At 69.0% G+C, this 18,114-nt stretch carries 16 protein-coding genes; 8 read left to right on the top strand and 8 right to left on the bottom strand.

Annotated features, from left to right (window positions below):
- Positions 1 to 58: 58 nt before the first annotated feature.
- A complete protein-coding gene (locus ACSQ19_RS07040; protein ID WP_299344675.1) occupies positions 59 to 811 on the bottom strand; it encodes a ferredoxin--NADP reductase in 753 nt (250 codons plus the stop codon).
- 100 nt (positions 812 to 911) lie between these two features.
- On the opposite strand from ACSQ19_RS07040, the gene ACSQ19_RS07035 reads away from it, so the two are divergent.
- From ACSQ19_RS07035 to ACSQ19_RS07015, 5 genes are all read left to right on the top strand, one after another.
- Entirely contained in the window at positions 912 to 1,880 is a 969-nt protein-coding gene (locus ACSQ19_RS07035) for an ABC transporter ATP-binding protein (RefSeq protein ID WP_296278724.1), read from the top strand.
- Positions 1,877 to 2,647, top strand: coding sequence for an ABC transporter permease (locus tag ACSQ19_RS07030; protein WP_296278725.1), 771 nt, complete (start codon positions 1,877 to 1,879; stop codon positions 2,645 to 2,647). The genes ACSQ19_RS07035 and ACSQ19_RS07030 overlap by 4 nt, the downstream gene beginning before the upstream one ends.
- Positions 2,647 to 3,576: a 2-dehydropantoate 2-reductase gene (panE, locus tag ACSQ19_RS07025; RefSeq protein ID WP_436000880.1), complete on the top strand. Its 930-nt coding sequence runs from the start codon at positions 2,647 to 2,649 to the stop codon at positions 3,574 to 3,576. Before ACSQ19_RS07030 ends, panE begins: the two co-directional genes overlap by 1 nt.
- The gene (locus ACSQ19_RS07020; protein ID WP_436000878.1) at positions 3,573 to 4,475 is read left to right on the top strand and encodes an epimerase; all 903 of its coding nucleotides are present in this window, start codon (positions 3,573 to 3,575) and stop codon (positions 4,473 to 4,475) included. Before panE ends, ACSQ19_RS07020 begins: the two co-directional genes overlap by 4 nt.
- 93 nt (positions 4,476 to 4,568) lie before the next feature.
- Positions 4,569 to 5,084 carry a hypothetical protein gene (locus tag ACSQ19_RS07015; protein WP_296278728.1) on the top strand — a complete coding sequence of 172 codons (516 nt, stop codon included), beginning with the start codon at positions 4,569 to 4,571 and terminating at the stop codon, positions 5,082 to 5,084.
- A gap of 11 nt (positions 5,085 to 5,095) precedes the next feature.
- On the opposite strand, the gene ACSQ19_RS07010 is transcribed toward ACSQ19_RS07015, so the two are convergent.
- Positions 5,096 to 5,893 carry a TatD family hydrolase gene (locus ACSQ19_RS07010; RefSeq protein ID WP_436000876.1) on the bottom strand — a complete coding sequence of 266 codons (798 nt, stop codon included), beginning with the start codon at positions 5,891 to 5,893 and terminating at the stop codon, positions 5,096 to 5,098.
- Positions 5,894 to 5,937: 44 nt separating this feature from the next.
- Here ACSQ19_RS07010 and hrpB point away from each other — a divergent pair, with 44 nt between their 5' ends.
- Together hrpB and ACSQ19_RS07000 are read left to right on the top strand one after the other, a co-directional pair.
- Positions 5,938 to 8,649 carry an ATP-dependent helicase HrpB gene (hrpB, locus tag ACSQ19_RS07005; RefSeq protein WP_436000874.1) on the top strand — a complete coding sequence of 904 codons (2,712 nt, stop codon included), beginning with the start codon at positions 5,938 to 5,940 and terminating at the stop codon, positions 8,647 to 8,649.
- 186 nt (positions 8,650 to 8,835) lie between these two features.
- Complete coding sequence (locus ACSQ19_RS07000) at positions 8,836 to 9,216, top strand: hypothetical protein (protein WP_296278731.1); 381 nt, start codon at positions 8,836 to 8,838, stop codon at positions 9,214 to 9,216.
- 23 nt (positions 9,217 to 9,239) lie between these two features.
- Here ACSQ19_RS07000 and ACSQ19_RS06995 read toward each other — a convergent pair whose 3' ends face one another.
- The 4 genes from ACSQ19_RS06995 to ACSQ19_RS06980 all read right to left on the bottom strand — a co-directional run bounded on the left by ACSQ19_RS06995 (position 9,240) and on the right by ACSQ19_RS06980 (position 12,415).
- On the bottom strand, positions 9,240 to 9,776 hold the full coding sequence (locus tag ACSQ19_RS06995; RefSeq protein ID WP_436001129.1) for a pseudouridine synthase: 537 nt from the start codon (positions 9,774 to 9,776) through the stop codon (positions 9,240 to 9,242).
- Between the two features lie 65 nt (positions 9,777 to 9,841).
- Complete coding sequence (locus ACSQ19_RS06990) at positions 9,842 to 10,429, bottom strand: cytochrome b (protein ID WP_436000871.1); 588 nt, start codon at positions 10,427 to 10,429, stop codon at positions 9,842 to 9,844.
- On the bottom strand, positions 10,426 to 11,532 hold the full coding sequence (locus ACSQ19_RS06985) for a catalase family peroxidase (RefSeq protein WP_299344656.1): 1,107 nt from the start codon (positions 11,530 to 11,532) through the stop codon (positions 10,426 to 10,428). Before ACSQ19_RS06985 ends, ACSQ19_RS06990 begins: the two co-directional genes overlap by 4 nt.
- Before the next feature lie 19 nt (positions 11,533 to 11,551).
- On the bottom strand, positions 11,552 to 12,415 hold the full coding sequence (locus ACSQ19_RS06980; RefSeq protein ID WP_299344653.1) for a class I SAM-dependent methyltransferase: 864 nt from the start codon (positions 12,413 to 12,415) through the stop codon (positions 11,552 to 11,554).
- 144 nt (positions 12,416 to 12,559) lie between these two features.
- Here ACSQ19_RS06980 and ACSQ19_RS06975 point away from each other — a divergent pair, with 144 nt between their 5' ends.
- Positions 12,560 to 13,588, top strand: a complete 1,029-nt coding sequence (locus ACSQ19_RS06975) for an NADP-dependent oxidoreductase (protein WP_299344651.1) — start codon at positions 12,560 to 12,562, stop codon at positions 13,586 to 13,588.
- Between the two features lie 14 nt (positions 13,589 to 13,602).
- Here ACSQ19_RS06975 and ACSQ19_RS06970 read toward each other — a convergent pair whose 3' ends face one another.
- Positions 13,603 to 16,308 carry a bifunctional acetate--CoA ligase family protein/GNAT family N-acetyltransferase gene (locus tag ACSQ19_RS06970; protein ID WP_436000868.1) on the bottom strand — a complete coding sequence of 902 codons (2,706 nt, stop codon included), beginning with the start codon at positions 16,306 to 16,308 and terminating at the stop codon, positions 13,603 to 13,605.
- A gap of 67 nt (positions 16,309 to 16,375) precedes the next feature.
- A complete protein-coding gene (gene aceK, locus ACSQ19_RS06965; protein WP_436001127.1) occupies positions 16,376 to 18,085 on the bottom strand; it encodes a bifunctional isocitrate dehydrogenase kinase/phosphatase in 1,710 nt (569 codons plus the stop codon).
- Positions 18,086 to 18,114 lie beyond the last annotated feature (29 nt).

Here is an 18,114-nt window from a genome sequence, read left to right as displayed (position 1 = left end):
GGCCGGATGTGACCAAAGAAACGGGACGGCGTGCCGGGAAGCCCGGCATCGCGACGGGCTACTTGCTGCTGACGTACTTCTCGCGACGGATCTGGGGAACCGGCAGGCCGTGTTCCTTCAACGCCTCGAAGCAGGCGTCCACCATGTTGGGGTTGCCGCACAGATAGGCGATATCGCGCGCCGCATCGGGAGCGAACTCGGGCAGGAACTGCTGCACGTAGCCCTGGCGCACATCGGGATGGGGGTCGTCGGGCAGCTCGCGGGAGAAGCAGGGCACGAAGCGGAAGCCGGGATGCGCATCGGCGAAGGCCCGGAACTCGTCGCCGTACAGCAACTCGGCCGGCGTCCGTGCACCCTGCAGCAGCACGACCTCGACGCCGCGCTCGGCCATCAGGGCTTCCAGCTGCGGCAGCATCGAGCGGTAAGGCGTGACGCCGGTACCCGTGGCGATCAGCAGGTAGCGCGCGTTGCGGTCGCCGGGCATGAGGCAGAAGCGGCCGAACGGGCCGCTGGCTTCCACGTGTCCGCCTTCAGGCAGGCCCTCGAACAAGGCAGTGGCCGCACCGCCCGGCACGTAACTCACTGCGATCTCCACCGCGTCGCCCGGGCCCATCGCATGGTCGTGGATCGTCGCCAGCGAATAGCTGCGCTTGGTCGCGGTGCCATCGGCATAGGCGAAATGCACCTGGATGAACTGGCCGGGGATGAAATCCAATGGCTGCCCGTCGTCGCGGACGAAACTGTAGTGGCCGACGCTGGGCGCCAGCATGCGGCGTCCGACGAGCTTCAAAGGGAAATGCACGATCGCCAAGGCGGCTGGAACACTGTGTGGCCCGGGTCGGCCCCGGCGGGACGCCTATAATAAGCGCTCGCATCCCCCCGGGCGCCGTCGCGGCGCCACAAGGTATCCCATGGCGTCCACGACAACGGCTCCGGCGGCGGTTCCCGCGCTGGCCATCACCGACCTGCGCAAGGTCTACGACACCGGCGTGCAGGCCCTCAAGGGCGTCTCGCTGCAGGTCGAACCCGGCGATTTCTTCGCCCTGCTCGGGCCGAACGGCGCCGGCAAGTCCACCCTGATCGGCATCGTCAGCTCGCTGGTCAACAAGAGCAGCGGCCAGGTCGGCGTGTTCGGCGTCGACATCGACCGGGACCGCGACGGCGCGATGCGCCTGCTCGGACTGGTGCCGCAGGAAATCAACTTCAACATGTTCGAGAAGCCGCTCGACATCTGCGTGAACTACGCCGGGTTCTACGGCATCCCGCGCGCCGAAGCGCTGGTGCGTGCGGAAGAGGAACTCAAGCGGGCGCAGCTGTGGGAGAAGGCCAGCGTGATGAGCCGCACGCTGTCCGGCGGCATGAAGCGCCGGCTGATGATCGCGCGCGCCATGATGACCCGGCCGAAGCTCCTCATCCTCGACGAGCCCACCGCCGGCGTGGACATCGAGATCCGCCGCGGCATGTGGAAGACGCTGAAGGACATCAACGCCGCCGGCACCACCATCATCCTCACCACGCACTACCTGGAAGAAGCCGAGAGCCTCTGCCGCAACCTGGCCATCATCGACCGCGGCGTGATCGTGGAGCAGGGCCCGATGCGCACGCTGCTCGCCAAGCTGGACGTGGAAGGATTCCTGTTCGACATCGACGGCGACCTGCCGGCCCAGCTGCCGGTGATCGAGGGCACCACGCTGACGGCCACCGACGGCCACACGCTGGACCTCGACATGCCGCGTGCGATGGACCTCAACCGCGTGTTCGCCGCGCTCAACGACGCCGGCATCCGCGTGCGCTCGATGCGCACCAAGAGCAACCGCCTCGAGGAACTGTTCGTGCGCATGACCGGCAATGGCGATGGCACCAAGGAGAAGGCGGCATGAGTTCCCCGAACATGGTCGCGCTGGGCACCATCGTCCGCCGCGAAGTCGCCCGCATCCTGCGCATCTGGGGCCAGACCCTGGTGCCGCCGGCCATCACCATGACGCTGTACTTCCTGATCTTCGGCGGCCTGATCGGCCGCCAGATCGGCGACATGGGCGGTTATACCTACATGGAGTTCATCGTGCCGGGCCTGGTGATGATGAGCATCATCCAGAACAGCTACGGCAACATCTCCTCCTCGTTCTTCGGCGCCAAGTTCGGCCGACACGTCGAGGAGCTGCTGGTCAGCCCGATGCCTAACTGGGTGATCCTGCTCGGCTACGTGGCCGGTGCGGTGCTGCGCGGCCTGCTGGTCGGCGCCATCGTGCTGGTGATCGCGATGTTCTTCACCAAGGTGCGCATCCCGCACCCGCTGGTGACCATCACCACGGTGCTGCTGGGCGCGACGATCTTCTCGCTGGCCGGTTTCGTCAATGCGGCCTATGCGAAGAAGTTCGACGACATCGCCATCGTGCCGACCTTCATCCTCACCCCGCTGACCTACCTGGGCGGCGTGTTCTATTCGGTGACGCTGCTGCCGCCGTGGGCGGAAGCGCTGACCCACGCGAACCCGATCTTCTACATGGTCAACGCGTTCCGCTACGGCCTGCTCGGCACCAGCGACGTGCCGCTGTGGATTGCTTATGCGCTGATGCTGGCGTTCGTGGTCGGTCTGGGCGCGCTGGGGCTGTGGCTGCTGAAGAAGGGCGTGGGGCTGCGCAGCTGATGCGCCTGCTCGTACTTGGCGCCGGCGGCACCGGCGGCTATTTCGGCGGCCGGCTGGCGCAGGCCGGGATCGACGTCAGCTTCCTGGTGCGTCCCGCGCGCGCGGCGCTGATGCGCGAACGCGGCCTGCGCATCCGCAGCCCGCTGGGCGATGCGGATGTTCCCGCCCAGGTCATCACGGCTGAAGAACTCCGTGATGTCGCGCCGTTCGACCTGATCCTGCTGAGCTGCAAGGCCTACGACCTTGACAGTGCGCTGGACGCCATCGCTCCTGCGGTCGACGCGGGGGCGCGTGTGGTGCCGCTGCTCAACGGGCTGCGCCACTACGAACCGCTCGACGCGCGCTTCGGCTTCGATAACGTGCTCGGTGGGCTGTGCTTCATCAGCGCCACGCTGGGCCCCGACGGCGACATCCTGCACCTCGGCAAACCCGCATCGATGACCTTTGGCGAACGCGACGGGCAGGCATCGGAGGACCGTCTGAAGGCGCTCGCGGCCGCCTGCGCGCAGGCGGCCATCGATCACCTGTACACGCCGGACATCGCGCAGGCGCAGTGGGTGAAGTACAGCTTCCTGACCGCGCTGGCCGCCGGCACCTGCCTGATGCGCGCGCCGATCGGCACGATCGTGGCGTGCGAAGGTGGCGTGGACTTCATGACGGCATTGCACGAGGAATGCCTGGCGGTCGCCGCGGCGTCGGGCCGGCCGGTGCCGCCGTCTGCCCAGGCATCGGCGCGCGAAACGCTGACGGCCCCCGATTCGCCGCTGAAGGCGTCCATGCTGCGTGACCTGGAAGCGGGCCAGCGCATCGAGGCTTCTCATATCGTCGGCGACATGGTGCGTCGTGCGCGGTCCGACAGTGTCGACGTGCCGCGACTGCAGACCGCGTGGGTCGCGCTGCAGGCCTACGAACAGCAACGCGACGCATGAGCCCGGACGCGCCGCCGCCCTGGTTGCGGCGGCTGGTCGTGCTCGGCATGGGTTACACGGGTACGCGTTTCGCGCAGCGCCTGCGGGCGCACGGCGTGCGCTGCGTGGGAACGACACGCACGCCCGACCCCGAAGACCCGATGCGCCACCGTTTCGATGGCCGGCTGCCGGTCGATCCCCGCCTGCTGGATGCGCTGGCGCAGGCCGACGCCATCCTCGGCTCGATGCCGGCCGGTGCGGACGGCGATCCCGCGCTGCCGTTGCTCGCCGATGCGCTGGCCTCGAACGAACGGCTGCGCTGGTCGGGCTATCTCTCCTCGACCGGCGTGTATGCGGACCGGCAGGGCGGCATCGTCGACGCGGCATCCGTCGCCGACGGCACCGATGCCACCGCGCGCATGCGGCTGACAGCGGAACGGCAATGGCGTGAACTCGCGCGGCGACGCGGCATCCCCTGCGGCGTGTTCCGGCTCGCGGGCATCTACGGGCCCGGCCGGAACGCGCTGCGCCAACTGGCCGACGGCACGGCACGCCACTGGGTGAAGCCCGGCCTAGTGTTCAACCGCATCCATGTCGATGACGCCTGCGACGCGATCACCGCTTCGCTATGGCATACGCGCACGCCGGACGCGACCTACCTGATCGCCGACGAGCTGCCGGCACCGCCGCAGGAGGTGCTGGCCCACGCCGCCGCGCTCAGCGGCCTGCCGTTGCCGCCGGCCGAACCCTACGACGCCGAACGCGCATCACCGGCATTGCGTCGCTTCTACGGGGCAAGCAAGCGCATCGACGCGCAGCAGACCCGGGAAGCGCTGCACTGGCGGCCGCGCCACGCCGACTATCGGCAGGGACTGGCATCGCTGTGGGGGGCCGGAGAAGGACGCAGCTGCGCGGGTTGAACCTGCCACGCGAGGGGAGAGCGTCCGCTCCCGGCTTCACGCCGCCCTGACGCTGTCTGCCTCCATGCTTCGCCACCGCTCCGGGGCGTCGCCATGAAGCACCTGCACAAGCTGTTCCTCGCCGGCCACCTGGCCATCATCGCCCTGTTCTTCGCCGCCGCCATCGCGCTCGTCGTCCTGGCCGCGAGCGAGTTGTGGCATGGCGTGGTCATCGCGGGCAACGACGCCGGCCTGCGCGGCCGTTTCGACAACATCCTCGAGAGCATCGGCATGCTGACCATCGGGCTGGTCGCGCTGGAGCTGGCGCAGACGGTGTTCGAAGAAGAAGTGCAGCGCGACGTGAAAGTCAGTGGTCCCACACGCGTGCGGCGTTACCTGTCGCGCTTCCTCGTCGTCATCGTCATCGCACTGTCCATCGAGACGCTGGTCGCCGCGTTCGAACTGATGCACGAAGATCCCCGGCAGTTGCCTTACGTCTTCGCGATCGGCGGCTCGGCGGCGCTGCTGCTGGTGGCGTGGGGCGTGTTCGTCCGCCTCAACCGCAGTGCCGAAGAGCTCGAACCCGAGGCCATGCAGCAGGCCAAGTCTGAGGACACCAAGGTCGGTTGACGCGGTCCTGCTCAGGCGCCTTCCGGCAGCCGGAAGAACGCGCGCGCCGTCGCCGTCGTGGCGGCGGCGGTGACCTCGATGTCCTCGCCGCGGTCGCGCGCCAGCTCGGCCACGATGTGGGCCAGGTACATCGGTTCGTTGCGGCGATGCGAGGGCTGCGGCTTCACCGTGCGCGGCAGCAGGTAGGGCGCGTCGGTCTCGATCATCAGCCGGTTCGCCGGGATGTTCTTCACCAGCTCGCGCAGGTGCAGGCCGCGGCGTTCGTCGCACAGCCAACCAGTGATGCCGATGTACCAGTCCTGGTCCAGGCAGTCGAACAGTTCCTTCTTCGTGCCGGTGAAGCAGTGCACGACGGCCGGGCCGAGCTGGCCGTCGAAGTTCTTCATCATCGCCACGAAGTCGTCGTGCGCGTCGCGCTGGTGCAGGAACAGCGGCTTGCGGGTGTCCACCGCGATCTGCAGCTGCCGCTCGAACGCCTTGCGTTGCGCCGGCCGCGGCGAGAAATCGCGGAAGTAATCCAGTCCGCATTCGCCCACCGCGACGACCTCGGTATGCGCATGCAGCGCGCGCATCTCGGCGTCGCATTCGTCGGTGTACTCGGTGGCGTGGTGCGGGTGCACGCCTGCCGTGGCGAACAGCTCGCCCGGATGCGCCTGCGCCAGGCGCAGGGCCGTCGGCGAATGCTCGCGGCTGGCGCCGGTGACCACCTGCTGCACCACGCCGGCTTCGCGCGCGCGCTGGAGCACCGCGTTGCGGTCGTGGTCGAAGCTTTCGTGGGTGAGGTTGGCGCCGATGTCGATGAGATCCATGGCGGCATTTTAGCCGGTGTAGGCGCTGGGTTCTGGGATGTGCGATGTGGGAGCGACGTAAGTCGCGATGCGGCTTCCGCGGTGATTCATCGCGACTTACGTCGCTCCCACATCCAGGTGCAAGAGTTCGACCGGGAAAGCCTTATCCTTCCCACCGCATGCCATCACCCACGTTCCCGATCACCCCACTGCTGCCGGACATCGTCCGCAGCCTGTCCGACCATCCGCGCCTGGTGCTGGAAGCCCCGCCCGGTGCGGGCAAGACCACGCAGGTCCCGCTGGCGCTGCTGGACGAGCCGTGGCTGCAGGGCCGCAAGATCGTGATGCTGGAACCCCGCCGCGTGGCGGCGCGCGCGGCGGCCGGTTTCATGGCGAAGCAACGCGGCGAAGCCGTCGGCGAGACGGTGGGCTACCGCATCCGCTTCGAGAACAAGGTCGGGCCGGACACGCGGATCGAAGTGGTCACCGAAGGCATCCTGACCCGGATGATCCAGGACGATCCGATGCTGGAGAGCGTCGGTGCGATCCTGTTCGACGAATTCCACGAACGCCACCTGGCGGGCGACCTCGGTCTGGCGCTCGCGCTGGACGTGCAGGCGCAGCTGCGCGAGGACCTGCGCATCGTCGTGATGTCCGCCACGCTCGACGGCGAGAAGCTGGCGCGGTTCCTCGATGCGCCACGGCTGAGCAGCGAAGGCCGCGGCTTCCCGGTCCAGGTCGCGCACTTCCCCGCGCGCCGCGACGAGGCGCTGGAGGTCCAGGTACGTCGCGCCGTCGAGCATGCGGTGCAATCGCATCCCGGCGATGTGCTGGTATTCCTGCCGGGCCAGCGCGAGATCGCGCGGCTGGAGGCGATGTTGAGCCCCTCTCCCACCGGGAGAGGGGTTGGGGAGAGGGGTAACGAAAGTCGCGATGGGGCCGGCAACAGGACTGCGCTCGCCCCTCATCCGCCCTCCGGGCACCTTCTCCCGAGGGGAGAAGGAAAAGAGGACTTCGTCGTCCTCGCCCTGCATGGCGAATTGCCAGTGGAGAAACAGTCCGAAGCGTTGCAGCCGGATCCACAGGGCCGACGCCGCGTCGTGCTGGCGACCAACGTCGCCGAATCGTCGGTGACGCTGCCCGGGGTGCGCGTGGTGGTCGACAGCGGACAGGCGCGGGAGCCTTCATACGACCCGAACAGCGGCTTCTCGCGACTGGAAGTGACGACCATCTCGCAGGCCTCCGCCGACCAGCGCGCCGGTCGCGCTGGTCGCGTGGCCGAAGGGTGGGCGTATCGCCTGTGGCCGCAGTCGCAGCGGCTGGATCCGCAACGGCGGCCGGAGATCGCGCTGGTCGAACTCGGCGCGCTGGCGTTGGAGCTGGCCGCATGGGGCAGCGACGACCTGCGCTTCGTCGATGCCCCGCCGCCCGGCGCGATGAACGCCGCGCGCGACCTGTTGCGCCGCCTCGGCGCACTGACGGCGACGAACGCCATCACACCGCTGGGCAAGCGCATGCTCGCGCTCGGCACGCATCCGCGGCTCGCGGCGATGTTGCTGTCGGCAGGCGAGGGCGAGGACCGCGCGCTCGCCTGCGACCTCGCCGCGCTGGTCGAAGCGCGCGATCCACTGCGGATGGGCGGCGATGCGCTGGCCGCGCGCTGGCGCGCCCTGGCGGCGTTCCGCAGCGGCCGCGCGCCGCAGGACGCGAACCGCTCCGGCCTGGCCGCGATCGAAGCCGCCGCGAAGCAGTGGCGCCGCCGCGTGCGTGAGAACGCAGCGCCGCCATCCTCCGTTGAAGCGCATCGCCTGGGCGACGTGCTGATGCATGCGTTTCCGGACCGCATCGGTTTCCAGCATCCCCAGGACGCGCGGCGCTACCTGCTGGCGAACGGACGCAGCGCACGGCTGTTCGACGACAGTGCGATGGTCGGCGAGCCGTGGATCGTGGTCAGCGAGCTTCGCCATGAAGCGCGCGACGCGCTTGTGCAGCGGGCCGCGCCGCTGGACGAACGGCGACTGCGACGCGACTTCGCCGATCGCTTCGTCACCGAGGACACCGTCCGCTGGGATGCGTCGCGGCGCGCGCTGTCGGCGCAACGCGAATCGCGCTTCGACCAGATCGTGTTCGACGCGCGGCCTGCCGGACGCGTGGATCCCGTGCTCGCCGCCGCCGCGCTGACCGATGCGGTGCGCGACCTCGGTCTGGACGCGTTGCCGTGGCCCGAATCGCTGCAGCAATGGCGCGAACGCGTGCGCTGCCTGCGCGAGTGGATGCCCGACCTCGGCCTGCCCGACCTGTCCGACGACGCATTGATGGCGACGCTCGATACCTGGCTGAAGCCCGCCTTCGCTGGCAAGACGCGGCTGGATGCGCTGGGCGAGGACGATCTGGCGAACGCGCTGAAGTCCGGCCTCGACTGGTCGCTGCGCCAGCGCATCGATGCGCTCGCACCCACGCGGATCACCGTGCCGTCGGGCATGGAGCGCCGCATCGAGTATGCGCACGGCCAGCCGCCGGTGCTGGCGGTGAAGCTGCAGGAGTTGTTCGGCCTGGCCGATACCCCGCGCGTGGCGGACGGCCGCGTGCCCGTCCTGCTGCATTTGCTCTCACCGGGCGGCAAACCCCTGCAGGTGACCTCCGACCTGCGCAACTTCTGGAACTCGACCTACGCCGAGGTGAAGAAGGAGATGAAGGGGCGATACCCGAAGCATCCGTGGCCCGACGATCCCTGGAGCGCCCAGGCGACCCATCGGGCGAAGCCGCGCGGTACGTAGCGTGCGCCATGCGCACGACCGCATGAAGCTCGCCTCATCGCACGGCCTCGCGCATCCGCCTCTCGTTCGCGTGCTTTACGCGCATCACGTTCAGCCGGCGGCCAGCGCGGGGCAGCGGAACTAACACCACGTAAACATCCAGCGCCGGACACTGGCGTCCTCCCCACCCCTTTCAGGGAAGACGCCATGAGCAAGCTGACCACCATCACCGATCGCGCACTCGAGCTGGCCAGCCAGGCCGGTACCAGCCTCAAGCATGCGGTTCCCAGCGCCGACAAGCTGCTGCAGACCGGCGCCGCGCTCGGCGTGGCGAAGACCGGCGGCAGGCTGGCCGTGGGCTTCGTGCGTCGCAATCCTGCCGTCGCCGTGGCCACCGGTATCGGCGTCGGGCTGCTGGCCCTGGTCGCTTACCGCAAGCGCAAGCAGGACCAGGCCACGGGTGCGATCGAAGGCAAGTCGCGCCGCGTTGAAGCGCGCAAGGTCAATGGCACGGCCAAGACCTCCACGGCACGCAAGACCGGAACGCCGCGCAAGCCGCGCAGCACGGCGCGCACCGCCGAGAGCTGATGTCTGATGGCTTGGCGCCCGCGTTACAGCGGGCGCCACATGCCCGGCATCAGGTCACCCAGTCGGGTATCGCCCATCGACGTACGCACCAGTCGCAGCGTGGGCAGGCCGACGGCCGCCGTCATACGCCGGACCTGGCGGTTGCGACCTTCGGTGATGGTGACCGACAGCCACGCATCCGGTACCGACTTGCGGAAGCGCACGGGCGGATCGCGCGGCCACAACGCCGGCGCGTCATCCAGACGCTCGACCAGCGCAGGTCGCGTCGGTCCATCGTTCAACACCACGCCAAGACGCAACGCGTCCAGCTGATCTTCGGTGGGCGAGCCTTCAACCTGCACCCAGTACGTCTTCGGTTGCTTGTGGCGCGGATCGGTCAGCCGGTTCGCCAACGCGCCATCGTCCGTGAGCAGCAGCAAGCCTTCGCTGTCGTAATCCAGCCGACCCGCCGCATAGACGCGCGGCGGCAGGCCGAATTCCGCCAGTGTCCGCCGCGGCGGATCGCTGCGGTCGGTGAACTGGCAGAGCACGTTGAAGGGTTTGTTGAACGCGATCAGCACGCGCGGCGGTCCGGCCATCGACCACGATGCGCATTGCCGCGCGGATGGAGTGTCGGGTCCGTCACTCAGGCGGCCGGCGCCGGCGGCTCGGGCGGCTGGCTATCGGGCGTCGCCGGCCCACGGGGTCTTGCGCGCGCCATGGCCTCGAAAACGCCATCGCGATGCACCCAGGCATGGTGGAGCGCTGCCGCCGCGTGCAGCAGGATCAGCGCGAACAGCGCATAGCCCAGCACGCCATGAGCCTGTCGCAGGGCGCTGTACAGGGCGGGATCGTGCGGAAGGATCGGTGGCAGCGAACAGGTGGCGGTCATGCGGACCGGATAGCCGCCGGCCGACAGCATCGCCCAACCGAGCAGCGGCATGGCCAGCATGGCCGCATACAGCGCGACGTGCGACCCCTTCGCCGCGAGCGCCTGCGGGCGGGAAAGCGAAGCGGGCAGGGGAGGTGGCGGGTGGCGCCAGCGGTACAGCAGGCGGACCAACGCCAGCACCAGCACGGCGATGCCCAGCGGGCGATGCAGGTCGACCAGTGCCGGCCGCCAGGCGAGCGACGCGACCATGCCGACGCCGACGAACAGCATCGTCAGGATCAGGACCGCCATGCCCCAGTGCAGCAGGCGCGCGACCGCATCGAAATGGCCGTGACGGTTCACCGGCCCACCTCCGCGTCCGATGCGGACGGCGGCGTCGCGATGTCGCCGCGCGCAGTCTCGCGCTCGCGACGATTGAACGACACGCTGTACGCAGCGGCGCGTGCAGCGAGGATGGGGTCGCCGGACAGCGCCACGCCGTCCGGCACCACGGTGGGGTCGTAGTTCACGTCGCGGCATGCGCCAGTGGCCTGGGCCTCGCTGCGGTCCAGCACCAGCGTGCCGACCACCTGCTGCGGCCGCGACGCCGGCCACGGCTGCGACGGGTCATCGACCGGATCGCCGGCCACCGCTTCCGTGACCACCATGTCCCAGCGCAGCGGGCCCCGGGCGAGCCGTCCCTGCAGTTCGCGTTGCAGGTAATCCGCTTCGGCCTGCCGGCGTGCGGTGTCGGCCAACGGTTCGAACGCGGCCTGCGGTCGCATCGACCACCGCACGAAGCGCGAGCGGCCTTGTGCATCGATGAATCGGAAGGCGTTCACGCCGTTGTAGTCCGTGTTCGCCCAACTGCTCGACCACGGCGCGGATTTCGCCCAGGCCTGGAAGCGGGCGGCTTCCGGATACTGCGCGAGGAACGCCGCCATCTTCGCCGGGTCGGGCTTGCCGGTGGCCGGATCGGGGCGCGATGCCAGCATCTGTGCATGGAAGCCAGCCGGCGTGGCCACCGCGAAGAACGGGAAGCTGTTCATCGCCATCCGCCATTCCTGCCCGTCGTCCGTCCGCAACGACAGCGCCAAGCTGCGCACGCGCGCCTGCGCCTCGGCGCCGAAGGGATCGCCGCCACCGATCGACAGGCGCCCCTGCACCGGCGTCCTCGGCTGGGCGAAGACGCGGGCACGCGACAGCGCAGCGGCCTGCGGCGTCGGGACGAAATGGCCGGACACGCACATGCCCTTGCTGTGCGCGCGCCGGAAGCCCGGATAGGGCTTGCCGTTCTCGATGTCGTCGACCAGCCGCGGGGCGGTCAGGCGAGTTTCCGGCCCGATCCGGCCCGCGACCCAGGCGAAGGCCAGCGCCGCCGCCAGGACGATGGCGGCGATCGCCAGCAACGCTCGCCAAGGACGTCGACCCTGGCCCGCGTGCGCATCATCGTGAGGAACGCTCATCGCGACGCCCGCACCCCTGTCAGGGCTTCACGAACCGCAGCGTCATGCGGTCGCTTTCCCCGATGGCCTGGTACTTCGCGCGGTCCGCTTCCGGGTGGTTGTTGGACGGCGGCAGCGTCCACACGCCGTTCGGGTGGTCCTTGGTGTCCTTCGGATTGGCGTTGATCTCGCTCTTCGCCTGCAGCTGGAAGCCGGCGGCCTTCGCCAGCGCGATCACCTGCGCCTCGCTGACATAGCCGGTGTCGTCGTCTGCCGCCACGTCCTGGTTCGCGCGATGCTCCACCACGCCCAGCACGCCGCCGGGCTTGAGCACGGCGAAGAAGCCCCTGAACATCCCTTCGGCCTGGTTCGCGCTGCGCCAGTTGTGCACGTTGCGGAACGTCAGCACCACGTCGGCGGAATTGGCCGCGCCGAAGACCGGAGCGGCGGGGTCGTACTTCACCGTCACCGCCTTGTCGAACTGCGCGGGAGCATCGACGAACTTCTTCTGCAGGCCATCGACGCTGCGCTGGTAGTAGCTGCGGCTCTTCTCGGCCGCTGCCGCCGGATCGACGACCGCAGCGACATAACGCCCCTCCGCCTTCAGGTACGGGGCCAGCACCTCCGAATACCAGCCGCCGCCGGGGGTGATTTCCACCACGGTCTGCGATGGCTTGACGCCGAAGAAGGCGAGGGTTTCCTTCGGATGGCGATGGACGTCGCGCACAGTGTTCTTGGCATCGCGCCACTCGCCCTTCAGCACGGTGTCGAGCGCGGCGGCATCGGATGCCGACAGCGTGTGCGCGGCGTCCGCGGCCTTGGCCGGCGAAGCGGCGAATGCGGGTTGCGATGCGGCCAGTGCGGCCACCAGCGCCAGGGACAGCGGAACCATGCGTATCGTCATCGGGAAGGCCTCCAGAAAGGTGCGCGGAGCCTAGCACGCAGCATGTTCAGCCCGCATGGCGGCCGTCGCGCCGCGGCCACGCTTCATCGCATCCGCACGCGGCCTCGCTAGACTGCGACGCATCGCACCGCCGGACACGCCGCCATGACCCGCCAGGATCCCACCCGCAACACCCGCATCGTGCTGGCCGCCCGCCCGCAGGGCGAGCCGACGGCCGACGATTTCCGGATGGAACAGGTGCCGCTGCCTGCTCCCGCCGATGGCCAGGTGTTGCTGCGCAACCGCTACCTGTCGCTGGACCCGTACATGCGCGGACGCATGAATGCCGGACGCTCGTACGCCAAGCCGGTCGAGATCGGCGAGGTCATGGAGGGCGGGACGGTGTCCGAGGTGGTCGCCTCCCGCCACCCCGATCTGAAGGTGGGCGATGTCGTGCTTGCGCACGGCGGCTGGCAGACGCATGCGGTGGCCGATGGCAAGGGGTTGAAGCGCACGCTGGACGCACGCGTGGCGCCTTTGACCACCGCGCTGGGCGTCTATGGCATGCCGGGCTTCACCGCCTATGTCGGCCTGCATGAAATCGGCAAACCGCAGGCCGGCGAAACGGTCGTGGTGGCCGCCGCCAGCGGACCGGTCGGCGCGACCGTCGGCCAGATCGCGAAACTGCAGGGGGCGCGTACCGTCGGCATCGCCGGTGGCGAGCGCAAGCGTGCCTACCTGCACGACGAACTCGGCTTCGACGTCGCGCTCGACCATCGCGCCCCGGATTTCGCCGACCAGCTGCGCGCCGCGTGCCCTGACGGCATCGACGTCTATTTCGAGAACGTCGGCGGAGCGGTGTTCGATGCCGTGGTGCCGCTGCTCAACGATTTCGCCCGCATCCCGGTCTGCGGGTTGGTGGCGCACTACAACGACAAGGCCTTGCCGGCCGGGCCCGACCGCATGCCGTGGCTGATGGGCCAGATCCTCTCCCGGCACCTGACCGTGCGCGGCTTCATCCAGTACGACTTCATCGCGCTGTATCCGCAGTTCCTGCGCGAGATGGGCGGCTGGCTCGCCGAAGGAAAGATCCGCTACCGCGAGGACATCGTGGAGGGCCTGGAGAACGCACCGCGCGCGCTGATCGGCCTGCTGCGCGGGGAGAACTTCGGCAAGGTGGTGGTGAAGCTGTAGGGCGCCTGCTTCCGTCAGGAAGAGGGCGGCACCGGCAGGCTGACGTTCATCAGTGTGGGGTCGTCCGGGTCCATTTTCACGGTGAAGCCCAGGCTTTCGCACATCGCGAGCATGGTGCGGTTCTCGCGCAGAACCTGGCCTTCGATCAGCTTTAGGCCCTGCCATTGCGCGTACTCGATCATGATCTGCATCAGCTTCCAGCCGATGCCGTGGCCCTTGAGGTCCGAGCGCACCAGGATGCCGTACTCGCCTTTCCCGTAGTTCGCGTCGGCATGCAGGCGGACCGCGCCCAGCATCTCGTGGGTGCTCGGATGTACCGCGACCAGCGCGATCGAGCGCGCATAGTCGAGCTGGGTCAGGCGCGCGATGAATTCGTGGCTGAAATGACGCACCGACTGGAAGAAGCGCAGGCGCAGGTCTTCGTCGGTGATGTGGGTGAAGAACTCGCGGAACATCGCGTCGTCTTCCGGCCGAACGGGGCGGACCAGCGCGGGCTGGCCGTCGGCGAGTTCGATGGTCCGTTCCCATTCCGTCGGATACGGGAAGATCGCGAAGCGCGGATGGCCGCGGCCCTTGTGCAAGGCGCGGCCGCGCGCCACGGCGATGCGTGCGTCCACCGCGACCACGCCGTCGCGGTCGGCCAGCAGCGGGTTGATGTCGAGCTGCTGGATCTCCGGGATATCGGCCGCGAGCTGCGCCAGCTTCACCAGCACCAGCGCGACGGCGCGCTCGTCGGCCGCCGGCACGTCGCGGTACGCCTTCAATACGCGCGACACACGGGTGCGTGCGATCAGTTCGTGCGCCAGGCGCAGGTCCAGCGGCGGCAGGGCGACGGCCTGGTCGTTGATGACTTCCACGGCCGTGCCGCCACGGCCGAACGCGATCACCGGGCCGAACACGGGATCGTCGGCGATGCCGGCGATCAGTTCGCGCGCCTTCGGGCGCAGCACCGTCGGTTGCACCAGCACGCCTTCGATACGTGCCTCGGGCCGGCGCTCGCGCGCACGCAGCAGGATGCCGGCGGCAGCTTCGCGCACGGCGTGTGCGTTCGGCAGGTTGAGGCGCACGCCATCCACGTCCGACTTGTGCGGGATGTCGGGCGAGAGGATCTTCACCGCCACCGTCCTGCCCTCGGCGAGCAGCGGGGCAGCGATGCGCGCGGCATCCTCGGCGTCGGTCGCGCGCCACAGCGGCGCCATCGGAATGCCGTAGGCGGCGAGCAGTTGCGTGGTGGCCAGCGGATCCAGCCAGGTCTGGCCGGCGTCCAGCGCGCTGTCCACCAGCGCGCGCGCCATCGCCACGTCGGGACTGAAGTCTTCCGGCAGGCTGGGCGGCGTCTCCATCAACGCGGCCTGCACCTCGCGGTGGCGCACCAGGTGCATGAAGCCGGCGACCGCATCGGACTCGTTCGGATAGCGCGGTATCTGGGCGGCGTCGAGGACGGCTTCGGCCTGGGGATCGTTACCCAGCCAGACGGTGAACACCGGCTTGCGCAGGCCGTGCGGAGGACGTTGCGACAGCACGCGCGTGACGGCATGCGCCGCTTCCGATGACGACGACAGCACGGTCGGCACGTTGACCGCCAACAACGCGTCGTTGTCGGGATCGGCGAGCAGCGCTTCGATGGTCGCGGCATAGCGGTCCGCGTCGATGTCGGTCAGCAGGTCGACCGGATTGGTACGCGACCAGCCCACCGGCAAGAGACGGTCCAGTGCATCGCGGGTGGCATCCGACAGTGTCGCCAGCGTGCCGCCCTGTTCGTACAGGTGGTCCACCGACAGCGCGCCGACCCCGCCGCCGTTGGTCAGGATCGCCAGTCGGCGGCCGTGGAACGGGCGTACCTGGCCCAGCGTGCGCGCAGCGGCGAACAGTTCGTGCAGCGAGCGCACGCGCAGCAGGCCGGCACGACGGAACGCTGCACCGTACACGGCGTTGGGACGCGCGAGATTCTGCGTATGCGTGCTGCCGGAAGGCGTCACCTGGGCGCGGCCGCCGTGGCCGGACTTCACCACGACCACGGGCTTGGTGCGCGCGGCCGCACGCGCGGCGGACATGAACTTGCGCGCGTCGCGGATCGCTTCCACGTACAACAGGATCGCGCGCGTGCGGTGGTCGGTGGCGAAGTAGTCCAGCAGGTCGGCGAAGTCGACATCCAGCGCATCGCCCAGCGACACGACGGCGGAGAAGCCGACCGGTTGGCTCATGCTCCATTCCACCAGGCCGCCGGAAATCGCACCGGATTGCGAAATCAGCGCGAGGTCGCCGGCCTTCGGGAAACGACTCGCCAGGCTGGCATTGAGGCGCGCATGCGGCGCGATCACACCGAGGCAGTTCGGACCCAGCACGCGCAGGCCCTTCTCGCGCGTCAGCGCTTCCAGTTGCGCGGCCGGCGAACCGGGGCCGCTGCCCATCGCCGCGGTGAGCACGACCACGGCAGCCGCGCCTTTCTCCGCGGCTTCGGCGGCCAGCTGCGGCACCGTCGCCGCCGGGGTGGCGATCACGACCAAATCCGGCGTCCACGGCAGGTCGCGCAGGTGGCGCACCGTCGCCACGCCGTCCATCGGCGACGGATGCTTGTTGACCAGGCCGATGGGACCGGCGAAGCCGGCGTTGAGCAGGTTCTCCACCACCGCGCGGCCCACCGAGCGAGGACGCGACTGGCTGCCGACCACGGCGACGGCGCGTGGGCGGAAGATCGAGTCGAGGCGGTAGGTACTCATGGCGGGAAGGCGGTCTCCACGTGGCGGCTAGGGTAACGCGCCGCCTGTTGCAGGGGCATGCGCGCGGTCACGCGAGCTTGAGCGTGTCCGGGTAAGGCGGAGTATCCGGATAGTCGCCCGCGGCGAGGTGCGACTGAAGGTCGCGCCACCAGCCAGGCTGGAACAGCGCGCCATACGCGGCCTTCAGTGCCTTCGCCTGCGGCTCGGGCAGGCCGAGGAACTGCGGGAACCGCTCCGGGAACACATCACCGGCGTCCACATGGAACCACGGCGCATCGGCCATCTGTTCTTCGTAGCTCTCCGCCTGCGGCCAGTCGCGGAATTGGCAGTCGGTGACCAGTCGCAATTCGTCGTAGTCGTAGAAGACCACGCGTCCGTGCCGGGACAAGCCGAAGTTCTTCAGCAGCATGTCGCCGGGGAAGATGTTGTTCCGCGCCATGTCCTTGATGGCCTGCCCGTAGTCGAGCGCGGCGGCGCGCGCGGCCTCGGGCTTCTGCTCGCGCAGGTAGAGGTTCAACGGCCGCAACCGGCGCTGCACGTAGCACAGCGCGATGACGAGGTCGTCGCCGTCTTCGCTGATGCTCTGTGCGCAGCTCTCGCGCAATTCCTGCAGCAAGGCCGGCGCGAACCGAGCACGCGGAAAGCGCAGGAAGCGGAATGCCTGCGTGTCCAGCAGCCGGCCGACGCGATCCAGGTGGAAGACCAGGTCGTACTTGTCTTCCACGTCCTGCCGGCTCATCGCCTTCGGATAGGCGAACCGGTCGCGGATCACCTTGAACACCAGCGGGTAGCTGGGCAGGGTGAACACCGCCATCACCATGCCGGGCGTGCCTTCGGCATGCACCAGCCGTTCGTCCGGATGCGCGGCGAAATGGTGGAAGAACGTGCGGTAGCGTTCGGTCTTGCCCTGCTTGGCGCGGCCGAGCACGGTGTAGATCTCGTCGATCGGCTTGCCCGGCAACAACGAGCGCAGGAACACGACCGCATCGCCGACCGTCGACAGGTCGGCGTGGAAATAACTACGCGAGGTGCCGAACAGGTGCGCCACGTCGGCGCGATGGGTCAGCACGGCTTCCGCCCTGAGCTGGCCGCCGTCGTTCACCAGCGCGATCACGCAGGGCGAGAACCGGTGTTCGCCGAACACGCGGCCGACCAGATAGGCGCGCCGCTCGCGGTAGAACACCGTGTCCAGCAGTTCGATGCCGCGCACCGGCTGCGCCCCCCAGTGCGCCAGGTCGTCCTGCAGCCGCACCGCGATCGCCGCCGCGCAGCGGGTGCGGTGCGCATACGGCACGTCGAAGCCGTAGTCCGCCAGCACGCGCGCGAAGGTGTCGGTGGGGCGATGCTCGGAGACTGCGTAACTGTGCCGGGCGACGGGGTGGGTGATCGCGTCGGTGGGTTCCACATCGAGCGCGACGAACTCCAGCGCCGGGTCCACGCCGCGGATGCGCAGGAAGCGGCGGCTCAGCGTGTTGTAGAAGGTCTTGTAGAGCTCGCGGTCGATCTGCCCGGTGACCAACTTCTCGAACGCCGTACGTGCGGCGATCCACAGCGTCCGGTCATGGGCCTGTCCCAGCAGTACCGCCTGCAACCGCAGTGCGCACTCGGCGATGCACTGGTCGTACAGTTCGATGCGTTCGACCGCATCGTGGCGGGCCGCGGTCCAGTCCTGCGTCTCGAACCGGATCTTCGCGCGCCGGGTGATCTCGGCGAAGCGCGCGTGGTAATCCGCGAAGGCATCGTGGATCAGGCGAGCGATGGCATCGGCGGGGACCATGCGCGCGATGTTAGCCGGCACGCGCTGGA

Source organism: Pseudoxanthomonas sp. LjRoot127 (assembly GCF_964253495.1).
In the GTDB taxonomy this organism is placed as follows: domain Bacteria; phylum Pseudomonadota; class Gammaproteobacteria; order Xanthomonadales; family Xanthomonadaceae; genus Pseudoxanthomonas_A.
The sequence above is the reverse complement of the archived record's forward strand: the minus strand, read 5'-3'. Positions and strand labels throughout refer to the sequence as shown.

Excerpts from the sequence above, each read along its gene's own strand:
- ACSQ19_RS06985 (WP_299344656.1), bottom strand. The coding sequence starts at position 11,532 with ATGAGCGTTCCTCACGATGATGCGCACGCGGGCCAGGGTCGACGTCCT.
- ACSQ19_RS07000 (WP_296278731.1), top strand. The coding sequence starts at position 8,836 with ATGAGCAAGCTGACCACCATCACCGATCGCGCACTCGAGCTGGCCAGC.
- ACSQ19_RS07035 (WP_296278724.1), top strand. The coding sequence starts at position 912 with ATGGCGTCCACGACAACGGCTCCGGCGGCGGTTCCCGCGCTGGCCATC.
- ACSQ19_RS07010 (WP_436000876.1), bottom strand. The coding sequence starts at position 5,893 with ATGGATCTCATCGACATCGGCGCCAACCTCACCCACGAAAGCTTCGAC.
- ACSQ19_RS07020 (WP_436000878.1), top strand. The coding sequence starts at position 3,573 with ATGAGCCCGGACGCGCCGCCGCCCTGGTTGCGGCGGCTGGTCGTGCTC.
- ACSQ19_RS07015 (WP_296278728.1), top strand. The coding sequence starts at position 4,569 with ATGAAGCACCTGCACAAGCTGTTCCTCGCCGGCCACCTGGCCATCATC.
- ACSQ19_RS06970 (WP_436000868.1), bottom strand. The coding sequence starts at position 16,308 with ATGAGTACCTACCGCCTCGACTCGATCTTCCGCCCACGCGCCGTCGCC.
- aceK (WP_436001127.1), bottom strand. The coding sequence starts at position 18,085 with ATGGTCCCCGCCGATGCCATCGCTCGCCTGATCCACGATGCCTTCGCG.
- hrpB (WP_436000874.1), top strand. The coding sequence starts at position 5,938 with ATGTGGGAGCGACGTAAGTCGCGATGCGGCTTCCGCGGTGATTCATCG.
- ACSQ19_RS07030 (WP_296278725.1), top strand. The coding sequence starts at position 1,877 with ATGAGTTCCCCGAACATGGTCGCGCTGGGCACCATCGTCCGCCGCGAA.
- panE (WP_436000880.1), top strand. The coding sequence starts at position 2,647 with ATGCGCCTGCTCGTACTTGGCGCCGGCGGCACCGGCGGCTATTTCGGC.
- ACSQ19_RS06975 (WP_299344651.1), top strand. The coding sequence starts at position 12,560 with ATGACCCGCCAGGATCCCACCCGCAACACCCGCATCGTGCTGGCCGCC.
- ACSQ19_RS06980 (WP_299344653.1), bottom strand. The coding sequence starts at position 12,415 with ATGACGATACGCATGGTTCCGCTGTCCCTGGCGCTGGTGGCCGCACTG.